This window comes from Corynebacterium sp. HMSC034B08, assembly GCF_001835805.1.
GTDB classification, from domain to species: domain Bacteria; phylum Actinomycetota; class Actinomycetes; order Mycobacteriales; family Mycobacteriaceae; genus Corynebacterium; species Corynebacterium coyleae.
The window spans coordinates 41242-51668 of sequence record NZ_KV825899.1; the positions used below are offsets into that span (position 1 = coordinate 41242).

Genomic DNA, 10427 nt, shown 5'->3' on the forward strand with positions numbered 1-10427 from the left:
CCGGTGAAGGTTTCCATCCAGGGCCAGAGCGTGTACACGCTGCGCACGTACCTGAACGGCGCGCCGGTGTTCTTGGGTAAGTACGGCGAGATCATCACCTTCCCGTCCACGAAGCACCTCGGCCGTTGGATTTTGGAAAACGACGACCACGACCTCGCAGGCGTGTCCACTTGGCAGGACATCCTCAACGCGGCAAACGCTGGCGATCTGAAGGTGGAGGTCCACCCGGACAACTCCTACTCGTTTAACGGCATCGCCGCCGACATTGCCAAGGGCACCGACGCGGTAGACACCAAGCAGATGGCCAAGGCCTACGAACTGCTCGCGGACGCCGCCGACTGGGCGAAGGACGATTCGCTGAACTCCCTGCTGCTGGCCAACCCGCGCATGCAGGACTACCTGGCGTACATGCTTGGCTCCACCCGCGCAGCCGGATACGTTCCGTCGGCACCGTTCACCGATAAGGCGGAGACGTGGACCGAGATGGAAAACCAGCTGATCAAGCGCTTCTCCAAGTTCTAAGACCTGAGGTTTAGAATGGTCGGCTATGGCAGTGGACCAGGTCGACCCCCTCATCAACGCCATCTATCACTGGATGGACATCTCCGGCGTGCTCCTCATGGGTGTCATTGGCGGCACCCTGGCACGCCAACTCGGCTACGACATCGTGGGGTTTTTCTTCATCGCGATGCTTTCCGCACTCGGCGGAGGCATGTTGCGCGACGTGCTGATCAACGAAGGCACCGTCGCAGCAATGAGCCAGCCTGAGTACCTGATCCTTGCGTTTACCGGCGCGTTGATCGCCAGGTTCACCTACTTCAAGGGCCGCGCATGGGAATTTTTGCAATCGCATGGCGACGCGTTGGTCTCCGCATTGTGGGCGTCCACGGGTGCGTCGAAAGCAATCCAGTACGGGCTTCCGGTTGTGCCCACCATCATGATGGGTGTCTTCACCGCGACCGGCGGCGGCATGATCCGCGACGTGGTCACCGGCCAAGAACCGTCAGTGTTTGGCGGTAACCAACCCACCGTGCTGCCGGCAGTGGCGTGTGCAGTGATCACGCTGATCGGCAACGCCACTGGCTACCTCGCCTGGGGCATGATTCTCGGACCTGTTGCCAGTTTCGCCCTGTTCCTGTTCGGCTACTACGGCAACTGGCGCATTTCCACCGACTCGGAGTTCGCTCCGGTAAATACCACTGTGAACGCGACGGCGACGCAGGTAGCCACGCTTGCGCGCAAGGCTGAGAACAAATCACGCGCGGTGGCCCGCGAGTTGGAGCCAACCCGTGTGCGCTCCTGGCGCCACCGCCAGATGGAGAAGGCGTTGCAGCGTCGCATCGATGCGGAGATCCGCAAGGGCAAGCGCCCGGCGCAGGCGATGAGCGATGCGGATGATTTCCTCACCGAGTTCACCACCCAGTTCCCCGCTATTGATGCGGAGATGCTCGCAGAAGCCACGGGAATTGACACCCCTGTTGAAGACGAGGGGCTCCTCGACGGCATCGGCATGGATCTCTCCGGCGATTCCTACGATGACCAGGTAGAACCAGATCCGGAGGAAACTGAGGCGATGCATGCTGACATGCTCGATATCATTCTTTCCGATGAGAAACTTACCGACGAGCTCATCGACCGCCTCGTCACCCGCTACAAACAGAAGGGTCCTAAATGATCAAGCGCACGTTGGCAGCAGTTCCGGTGGTGTGTTTGAGCATGGGGCTGTGCTTGACAGCGAACGCGCAAGACGCCGAAACCCCCGCCCCAACCGATGCCATCGAGCCGGCCGCCCCCACCACCGGCTACTACGACGACACCGGCAACTGGGTCCCACCCAAGCGCGACAAAGCACCCGATACCGATAACTGCCCGCAGGCAACCTGGCCGCCGGAGCCTGTCTCCACCTCAGAACGGGCCACAAGCACGCCGGACGCGTTGCCGGTGACCTACGACGGGCCGTGTGGGGTCAGCGTCGCCGACGGTTACGAGGTTCCGCAGGACGTGCTCGCATCCGCGTGGCTGGTGGCTGACCTGGATTCCGGCGACGTGGTGGCGATGAAGGATCCGCACGGACGATACCGTCCGGCATCGATCATCAAAGTGCTGTTGGCATTGGCGGCGATCGACGAACTGCCGCTAGACCAGAAAGTGCCGGTATCCGCCGAGTCCGCGGGCCAGGAAGGCTCCGCCGCAGGCATCGGCGAGGGCGGCGACTACACCGTCAACGACCTGCTCCACGGTCTGCTGTTGGCCTCTGGCAACGATTGCGCCCACGCGCTCGCCCAGGCGCTCGGCGGCAACGAGATGACGCTTTTGAAGATCAACGAAATGGCCAAAATACTCGGCATGACCGATACCCGCGCCACCTCTTACTCCGGCCTGGACAGCGCCGGCATGTCCACCTCCGCGTGGGATATGGGCCTGGCGTACAAAGCGGCATTTGCGAACCCCACGTTCGCGGACATCGTCGCCACCGAGTCCTACACGTTCCCCGGCTTCGACGACTTACCAGCGTTTGAACTGTGGAATGACAACAAGCTCTACCTCAACGACCCTGACGGCATCGGTGGAAAAACCGGCTACACCGACGACGCCAACCACACCTTCGTCGGTGCGGTCAACCACGATGGCCGCCGCCTCGTCGCCGTCGTCCTCGACACCACTGCCCACGAACACCGCGCCTGGGAACAGGCGCAGATGCTGCTGCATGCGGCGTATGGGGTGGAGGGTGTCGTCGCAAAGCTAGCGCCCCCAGAGACCAACACCCCTGAAACGACGAAGGCCTCCCCCTCCCGCACGCCCGAAGAGAACTCCGGTATGGAAGAGGAGACGGCCTGGAACCGTTGGTGGTCCTACCTTGTCGTCGCGGGCGTTGTGGCCCTCGCGTTGCTTGCCGCTGTGGTTAGTCTCGCGTCAGCACGGAAGCGAGGCCAACGCCGATAGCGCCAAGCGCGGCACCGACGCCAAGCGCCTTGCCGGTAGACGCCGACTTATCGGTGTTACGCACCGCACCTGCACGGATATTGATCACGGCCGGCTCCGGAACCTCCGCCAGGGCTGCGTCCAGGGACTCCTGCGTCGTCGCAGTCCATGCTGCAACGTAGAGCACCACGCGCCAGATCAGGTACAGCACGACCATGAGGGTGATGATCGGGCCGAAGATTGCACCCGCCGGGTTACCGGTAGCGGAGGAAATCACCAGACCTGCGAACTGCTGCAAGATGGCGAAGATGACCGCGCCGAGCAGCGCACCCTTCAGACCTGATTTCACCGGCACCTTCGTGCGCGGCATGTACATGTTCACCCACAGCATGACCAGGAAGCTGGCCAGCACACTGACCAGGAATCCAACGACCCACACCACGAGGCGCGCGCCCGGGAAATCACCGATGCCAAGGCGCTCCATTGCGGTGCTGGTCCAGCCGGACACGCCAACCGCGGTCACGCCTGCAGCCACCACGAACAGGACAATGAGCACGATCAGGCCCAGTAGGTCGGCCAACTTCTTCGTCACAAAGTTGCCGCCCTCGTTCGCATCCACCTTCCACATCGCGGACACGCCCACGCGCAGGTTGTTCATCCAGCCCAGGCCAGACCACAGGGTGGTCAGCAAACCAATACCAGCGACGGCACCGCGCTGATCAATAGCAGCATTGACCAGTTCATTGAGCATGTCGCCCAGATCGCCGTCCACGGAGGAGGTGATCTGGTTTTCAATCTCCTGGATCAGATCCGGCCGCGCACTCAGGAAGAAACCGAGGCCAGCGAAAAGCAGCATGAGCAGCGGAAACAGCGACAGCACCGAGAAGTACGTAATGCCACCGGCAAGCTGGTTACCGCCTTCTGAACCGAAGCGCTCGTTCATCCGCAGCACGTGAGCCGCAGCGGGCGCCTTCTCCTCTACTTTCGCCTCTAGGCCTTCTTGCTGTTGCTTCGAGGCGCGCTCGATTCCTTGTTCGTCGGTGTACGCCTTACGCGGCGATGTCGAGGTTGCCATCGACGGACGTCCCTTCTAAACGGATGTGCTTTACCGAACACATCGTAGAGGAGCCTGCGAAACGGCGTAGCGGGGGCGGAGGCAGTAGCAGACTTCTCACGCCTTGCGCCAGTTCAGTAGCCACTGTACAGTTCAGCGCATGCTGACCATTGCTTCACGCCTCGACGTCATGAACCGGCTCGGCCGGGCCATGGCGGATCCGACGCGTTCCAGAATCCTGATGACACTACTCGACGGCCCGAGCTACCCAGCCGTGCTTTCGCACGACTTAGACCTGACCCGCTCAAACGTCTCGAACCATCTGACCTGCTTGCGTGACTGCGGCATCGTCGTCGCCGAGCCGGAAGGCCGCAAGACCCGCTACGAAATCGCCGATCCGCATCTCGCAGCAGCGCTCAACGCGCTGGTCAACGCGACGCTGGCTGTCGACGAAAACGCCCCATGCATCGACTCTGAGTGCTCGGTCCCCGGCTGCGGCGAGAAGGGAGCGGACGCATGAGTTCAGCGTGTGGATGCGAACACAAACCCGCCGCGGAGGTCGAAGAGCTCGATCGGCCATGGTGGAAGGACCCCGAGTTGCTACTGCCGATCTTCTCCGGCATAGCCCTCTTCATAGGTCTGGCGCTGGACTGGTCCGACTTGGAGACACCCGCGACAGTACTGTTCTGGGTCGGCCTGCTGTTGGGCGCTTACACGTTCGCACCTGGAGCGATCCGGAACCTTGTCACGAAGCGCAAGCTCGGCATTGGCTTGCTGATGACGATCAGTGCGGTCGGCGCGGTGATCCTCGGTTACGTCGGAGAGGCCGCGGCGCTAGCGTTCCTGTACTCGATCGCCGAGGCACTGGAAGACAAGGCGATGGACCGGGCCCAGAGCGGACTGCGGGCACTGTTGAAGTTGGTGCCGCAGACCGCGACGGTGCTGCGCGACGGCACAGCGGTCGAGGTCGCAGCGAAGGACCTTGAGGTTGGCGAGCTGATGCTCGTGCGCCCCGGGGAACGAATCGCCACGGACGGCATCATTCGTTCCGGACGATCCAGCCTTGACACCTCAGCGATCACCGGAGAATCCATTCCGGAGGAGGTCGCACCCGGCGACGAGGTACCCGCGGGAGCGATCAACTCCGCCGGTGTGCTGGAGGTCGAGACGACCGCAGCTGGAACGGACAACTCGCTGACCACACTCGTGGACCTGGTCGAGCAGGCGCAGGCGGAAAAGGGCGACCGCGCCCGGATCGCCGACCGAATTGCCCAACCCCTCGTGCCCGGGGTGATGATCCTGGCGGTGCTGGTCGGCGTGATTGGCTCGCTGCTGGGCGACCCCGAGACGTGGATCACCCGTGCGCTGGTGGTTCTGGTCGCAGCGTCGCCGTGCGCGCTGGCAATCTCCGTGCCACTGACGGTCGTGGCCGCGATCGGCGCGGCCAGCCAGTTCGGCGTGGTCATCAAGTCCGGCGCGGCGTTCGAGCGGCTCGGTGGCATCCGTCACCTGGCGGTGGACAAGACCGGAACCCTTACCCGCAACCAGCCCGAGGTTACCAGCGTGGTCCCGGCGGACGGATTCGATCGGGCCCAGGTGCTTTCCTTCGCAGCGGCAGTTGAGCAGCAATCGACGCACCCCCTCGCCGCGGCGATCGCGGCAGCGGCGCCCGAAGCGCCCACCGCCTCGGACATCAGCGAGGAAGCCGGGCATGGCATCGGCGGCACCGTCGAAGGCCGACGAGTGCTGGTGGGCAGCCCCCGGTGGATCGACGCCGGGCCATTGAAGGCAGACGTTGAGCGCATGGAGTCCGAGGGCCAGACCTGCGTCCTGGTCACCGTCGATGACACCCTCGCCGGGGCGATCGGTGTCCGCGACGAGCTGCGTCCCGAGGTTCCCGAAGCCGTGCAGACCCTGCACGCCAACGACGTGGAAGTGAGCATGCTCACCGGCGACAACACTCGCACCGCCCGGGCGCTGGCTGAAATCGCCGGAATCGACGACGTGCGCGCCGAGCTGCGACCGGAGGACAAGGCAAACATCGTCGCCGAACTCTCCTCCAGGACGCCGACGGCGATGATCGGCGACGGCATCAACGACGCGCCGGCACTGGCAGGCGCGACGGTGGGCATTGCGATGGGAGCGACCGGCTCTGACGCCGCGATCGAGTCCGCTGACGTCGCCTTCACCGGCCACGACCTCCGGCTGATCCCGCAGGCTCTGCAGCACGCCCGCCGAGGCAGCAGGATCATCAACCAAAACATCGTGCTGTCTCTGGCCATCATCATCGTGTTGATGCCGCTGGCGATCACCGGCGTGCTGGGCCTAGCCGCCGTGGTGTTGGTTCACGAGGTCGCCGAAGTCATCGTGATCTTGAACGGCCTGCGGGCCGCACGAGCGAAGCGCTGAGGCTACGCCGGAAACGGACCTGGCTCCGCCGCTAGCCCTTAGCGCTTCGGCGCTAAGAACCCAACCTTCTCGTACACGTCCTTCAGCAGCGGCGATGCCACCTCGCGGGCGCGCTCGGCACCGCGGGCGAGGATGGCTTCGAGTTCGGCACGGTCCGACATGAGTTCGTCGTAACGCGCGCGCAGCGGCGTGGTGAACGCCTCGAGCGCATCCGCCGTATCCACCTTCAGCGCGCCGTAGCCTTGGCCTTCGTAGCCGGCGACGATGTCGTCGATCGACTTGCCTGTCAGCGCCGACTGAATCACCAGCAGATTGGACACGCCCGGCTTGTTTTCCTTGTCGTAGGCAATCACGCCATCGTTGTCAGTCACGGCGGAGCGGATGCGCTTGGCGGAGGTCTTCGGCTCGTCCAGAAGATTCACAATGCCCTTCGGGTTCGCACCCGACTTGGACATCTTCGACGTCGGATCCTGCAGGTCGTAGATCTTCGCCGCACCCTCGACGATCATGCCCTCCGGCACCGTGAACGTCTTGCCGTAGCGGGAGTTGAAGCGCTCCGCGAGCGTACGCGTGAGCTCCAAGTGCTGACGCTGATCCTCACCCACCGGCACCAATTGCGGCGAGTACAGCAAAATATCCGCAGCCATCAGCACTGGGTAGGTAAACAGACCAACCGACGTGCGGTCCTGGCCCTGCTTGGCCGACTTGTCCTTGAACTGCGTCATGCGGCTGGCCTCACCAAAACCAGTCAGGCACTGCAGTACCCAAGTCAGCTCGGCGTGCTCCGGCACGTGGGACTGCACAAACAGGGTGGAACGCTCCGGGTCAATACCCAGCGCAATCAACTGCGCACAGCCCGCAAGCGTGCGGTGACGCAGCTCTTCCGGGTCCTGGTCCACCGTGATCGCGTGCAGATCCGGGATGAAGTAGAACGCCTCGTAGCCGTCCTGCAGGTCAATCCACTGTTTCAGGGCACCCAGGTAGTTTCCCAGGTGGTAAGAGTCGGCGGTGGGCTGGATTCCGGAAAGCACGCGTTGCATGCACCACATATTAACCCGATGCGCATTCGAGGGAACCGGGGGTTGTTTACTCGCTACGATGAAGCCCACGAAAGGAGCAGCGATGACTGTGAGTAACCGCCCTGAGGCAGCTCAGGATGTTAAGGGAGAACGTCCGCCCCGTGGCCAGATTGCTTTTGCGAAGCTGATCCTCAAGAGAGAGCGCGAGGGCAAAGGCAAGATCCGTGTCACTGATGAAATGCGTCGCGTCGCTTCTTTTGACCTCTGACCATGCGCATCACTGTTCTCCAGCCCGACCCGATCAGCCCGCTCCAGCGCCTCGGCCCATGGCTCGAACGCGCCGGCGCTGAGCTCGATGTCGTCGATCTCAACCAAACGCCACCGCGTATCGACGACACCACCTCCGCCCTCATCCTCCTCGGCGGTCGCACCAACGCTCTGGACGCCGAGGCCGCACCTTGGCTGCCCGCCGTCCACGACCTCCTTCGCGCAGCTCATTCGTCAGGCATGCCGGTTCTGGGTATCTGCCTTGGCCACCAGATCATCGCCGACTGCTTCGGGGGCGAAGTTTCCGTCGGCTTAGCCAGTCAGGACGAAGAGGGCGCCGCACGAGTGTCGCTGACCGAAGCTGGTCTTGCCGATCCTCTTTTCGGCGCCCTCGATCCCGAATTGGTTGTGGTCGAATCCCACCACGATGCAGTGGTGTCGCTTCCGCCCGGCGCGCAACTGCTCGCCTCGAGTGCCCGCTGCCCCATCCAGGCGATGCGTCTCGGTTCCATCGTCTCGGTGCAGTTCCACCCCGAATGCTCCCCCGATGTTGCAGGTCAGTGGGCCGCGCGCAGCGGTTATGACGCTGCCGCCGTCACCCAGGAGCTTTCGCTTCGCGACGACCACCTCACCCACACCGGCCGCACCCTTGCAGCCGGCTTCGTCCGTGCCGCCCAGGCGTGGCGGTAAGCCTTCCGGCCAAGCGCCCCTAGTCCACGATCACAGTGGCAATCGCATAGTCGCCGTCGTGGCTCAGGGAGACGCTTTGGACGTGGGGGCCTAACCGTGCGACCTCACCGTGCAACTGGACCACAGGTCGCCCGAATGCGTCGTTGACTACTTCTATCTCGGCGAAGTTGAGCTCGTCCGGGGTGATAAGCGGGGGCTGGCCGATGATCGTTTGGGACCAGGCTTTGATGTAAGCCTCCTTTACCGCCCAGCGTCCGGCGAGCGATGCAGCACGATTCGGCTTCGTGTTGCACGTGCGTATCTCGCGGTCGGTGAACACAGAACCGAAGGTAGAACCTGGGAATTCCATTTGTTGGGCGAACGAGGAAACGTCCACGAGGTCGATGCCGATATGCATGGTCAAAGCCTAGTTTCTTGAATGTCCATCGGGGGTTGGTGTTCGTAACAGAACCTGCTGTGTGGCTGGGAATTTACCTACCGACTAGTAACTTACGGATTCGTAGGTTTAGAATGCCAGCATGCCAAATACGTTTACAGGTGTACATCAGACTGAAAAGGCAGCGGTTCCGGCGCCAACCCCGGCACCGGCGACCACAGCCCAAAAACACGATGACCTCGTGCAACGACGCACCGAAGCGGCCGAGCCGATGGGATCAAAACCACTGGAGAAGGTCCGCGCAGCAGGCAGACTGACCGCACGTGAGCGCTTGGACTACCTCCTGGACGAGGGCTCGTTTGTGGAGTTCGACCAGCACGCCCGCCACCGCACCCATGACTTCGGGATGCAGGCGAAGCGGCCGGCAACGGATGGCATTGTCACCGGATTCGGCACGATCGACGGACGCGAGGTCTGCATCTTTTCCCAGGACGGCACCGTCTTCGGTGGCGCGTTGGGTGAGGTCTACGGCGAGAAGATGACCAAGATTCAGCGTCTTGCCGTCACCACCGGTCGTCCACTGATCGGCCTCTACGAAGGTGCAGGCGCCCGCATCCAGGACGGCGCGGTATCGCTGGACTGGATCGCGCGAACCTTCCTGCACAACATCGAAGCCTCCGGCGTGGTCCCGCAGATCTCCGTGATCATGGGCGCTTGCGCCGGCGGTAACGCCTACTCCCCCGCGCTGACCGACTTTGTGGTCATGGTGGATGAGACCTCGAAGATGTTCGTCACCGGCCCGGATGTGATCAAGACGGTCACGGGTGAGGAGATCTCGCAGGAGGAGCTCGGCGGCGCCTGGATCCACATGCAGCAGGGCGGCAACTGCCACTACGTTGCGGAATCCGACGAGGATGCGCTCGACTGGGTGGCTGACTTGCTCGAGTACTTGCCGTCGAACAACCGCCAGAAGTCGGCGCCGCGCCCGGCAACCCCAACCGATGCAGAGGCAGACGCCACCGATGCTGCCGCGCTGGATTCACTGATCCCAGACTCGCCGAACACCCCTTATGAGGTCCGCGACGTGATTGCGCATATCGCGGACGACGGCGAGTTCCTGGAGGTCATGGAGCAGCGCGCTGAAAACGTCGTCACTGCGTTTGGTCGGATTGAGGACCAGCCGGTGGGCTTCGTCGCTAATCAGCCCATGGTGCTCGCAGGTTGCTTGGACATTGACTCGGCGGAAAAGGCCGCGCGCTTCATCCGCACCTGCGACAGCTTCAACATCCCAATTGTCATGCTGGTGGACGTTCCCGGCTTCTTGCCCGGCGCGAACCAGGAACACAGCGGCATTCTGCGCCGCGGCGCGAAGCTGCTGTACGCCTACGGCGAGGCAACCGTGCCGAAGGTGACCGTGACCATGCGAAAGGCGTACGGCGGCGCGTACTGCGTGATGGGCTCGAAGGGCCTCGGCGCCGATGTGAACTTGGCGTGGCCGACCGCGCAGATCGCGGTGATGGGTGCGTCTGGCGCAGTCGGCTTTATCAACCGCAAAGACATTGCTAACGCCCGCGACTCCGGTGTGAGCGACGAGGAGCTCCGCGAACTGATTGCGAAGTACGAGCGCAACTACGAAGACGAGATGCTCAACCCGTACAAGGCCGCTGAGCGCGGTCTGATCGATTCGGTC

General features: G+C 63.0%; 10 protein-coding genes and 1 pseudogene. 8 read left to right on the top strand and 3 right to left on the bottom strand.

The genetic code is table 11. The features are described from left to right. The 3 genes and pseudogenes from HMPREF2656_RS00505 to HMPREF2656_RS00515 all read left to right on the top strand — a co-directional run. A pseudogene (locus HMPREF2656_RS00505) lies at window positions 1-522 on the top strand (hypothetical protein); the annotation flags it as partial. A gap of 25 nt (window positions 523-547) precedes the next feature. Beyond that, window positions 548-1675 carry a trimeric intracellular cation channel family protein gene (locus HMPREF2656_RS00510; RefSeq protein ID WP_083319383.1) on the top strand — a complete coding sequence of 376 codons (1128 nt, stop codon included), beginning with the start codon at window positions 548-550 and terminating at the stop codon, window positions 1673-1675. Continuing rightward, a complete protein-coding gene (locus tag HMPREF2656_RS00515; protein WP_070815564.1) occupies window positions 1672-2943 on the top strand; it encodes a D-alanyl-D-alanine carboxypeptidase family protein in 1272 nt (423 codons plus the stop codon). The genes HMPREF2656_RS00510 and HMPREF2656_RS00515 overlap by 4 nt, the downstream gene beginning before the upstream one ends. On the opposite strand, the gene HMPREF2656_RS00520 is transcribed toward HMPREF2656_RS00515, so the two are convergent. Then, window positions 2903-3997, bottom strand: coding sequence for a YhjD/YihY/BrkB family envelope integrity protein (locus HMPREF2656_RS00520; RefSeq protein ID WP_070815565.1), 1095 nt, complete (start codon window positions 3995-3997; stop codon window positions 2903-2905). The two genes, HMPREF2656_RS00515 and HMPREF2656_RS00520, sit on opposite strands and share 41 nt — an antisense overlap. Window positions 3998-4136: 139 nt before the next feature. Here HMPREF2656_RS00520 and HMPREF2656_RS00525 point away from each other — a divergent pair, with 139 nt between their 5' ends. After that, complete coding sequence (locus HMPREF2656_RS00525; RefSeq protein WP_070614306.1) at window positions 4137-4496, top strand: Cd(II)/Pb(II)-sensing metalloregulatory transcriptional regulator CmtR; 360 nt, start codon at window positions 4137-4139, stop codon at window positions 4494-4496. Continuing rightward, window positions 4493-6385 carry a heavy metal translocating P-type ATPase gene (locus tag HMPREF2656_RS00530; protein WP_070815566.1) on the top strand — a complete coding sequence of 631 codons (1893 nt, stop codon included), beginning with the start codon at window positions 4493-4495 and terminating at the stop codon, window positions 6383-6385. The genes HMPREF2656_RS00525 and HMPREF2656_RS00530 overlap by 4 nt, the downstream gene beginning before the upstream one ends. Before the next feature lie 38 nt (window positions 6386-6423). On the opposite strand, the gene trpS is transcribed toward HMPREF2656_RS00530, so the two are convergent. Next, on the bottom strand, window positions 6424-7434 hold the full coding sequence (gene trpS, locus HMPREF2656_RS00535; protein ID WP_070570522.1) for a tryptophan--tRNA ligase: 1011 nt from the start codon (window positions 7432-7434) through the stop codon (window positions 6424-6426). 73 nt (window positions 7435-7507) lie between these two features. Here trpS and HMPREF2656_RS12665 point away from each other — a divergent pair, with 73 nt between their 5' ends. Further along, a complete protein-coding gene (locus HMPREF2656_RS12665) occupies window positions 7508-7672 on the top strand; it encodes an RNA helicase (protein WP_141760957.1) in 165 nt (54 codons plus the stop codon). A 2-nt stretch (window positions 7673-7674) separates the two neighbouring features. Beyond that, window positions 7675-8361 carry a type 1 glutamine amidotransferase gene (locus HMPREF2656_RS00540; protein ID WP_070815567.1) on the top strand — a complete coding sequence of 229 codons (687 nt, stop codon included), beginning with the start codon at window positions 7675-7677 and terminating at the stop codon, window positions 8359-8361. Window positions 8362-8380: 19 nt separating this feature from the next. On the opposite strand, the gene HMPREF2656_RS00545 is transcribed toward HMPREF2656_RS00540, so the two are convergent. Beyond that, on the bottom strand, window positions 8381-8758 hold the full coding sequence (locus HMPREF2656_RS00545) for a holo-ACP synthase AcpS (protein ID WP_070422877.1): 378 nt from the start codon (window positions 8756-8758) through the stop codon (window positions 8381-8383). A gap of 121 nt (window positions 8759-8879) precedes the next feature. On the opposite strand from HMPREF2656_RS00545, the gene HMPREF2656_RS00550 reads away from it, so the two are divergent. Beyond that, window positions 8880-10427 (top strand): acyl-CoA carboxylase subunit beta (locus HMPREF2656_RS00550; RefSeq protein ID WP_083319384.1); only part of this gene is annotated, 1548 nt, incomplete at its 3' end.